The 300-nt window shown below is 66.7% G+C and carries 1 protein-coding gene; it reads left to right on the plus strand.

The features are described from left to right. Positions 1 to 232, plus strand: a 232-nt coding sequence (locus tag G3O06_RS48750) for a laccase domain-containing protein (RefSeq protein WP_205820515.1), incomplete at its 5' end; no start/stop codon positions are given. Positions 233 to 300 lie beyond the last annotated feature (68 nt).

Raw genomic sequence — 300 nt, forward strand, 5'->3', positions numbered from 1 at the left:
CCCGCAGTCGGAGCATGATGAAACCCGGCTTGCGTTCGTCGCGATCGATGGCGCGCCAGGCAAGTTTCTCGCCGATCTCTACGCGCTCGCGCGCCTGCGTCTCGCGCGTGCGGGTGTTGCGCACGTGAGCGGCGGGGCGGCCTGTACGGTCACCGAACAGGCGCGCTTCTATTCGTACCGGCGCGACCGCGTGACGGGCCGCATGGCGGCCGCGATCTGGCTGGCCGATTGACGGGATGCGCATGCGGGTGAGGATTGCTGCGCCGCAAAATCGGGTTATTTCGATATTTCGGCGGCCAT

The sequence above is a fragment of the Burkholderia sp. Ac-20345 genome (assembly GCF_017104825.1).
Taxonomy (GTDB): domain Bacteria; phylum Pseudomonadota; class Gammaproteobacteria; order Burkholderiales; family Burkholderiaceae; genus Burkholderia; species Burkholderia lata_B.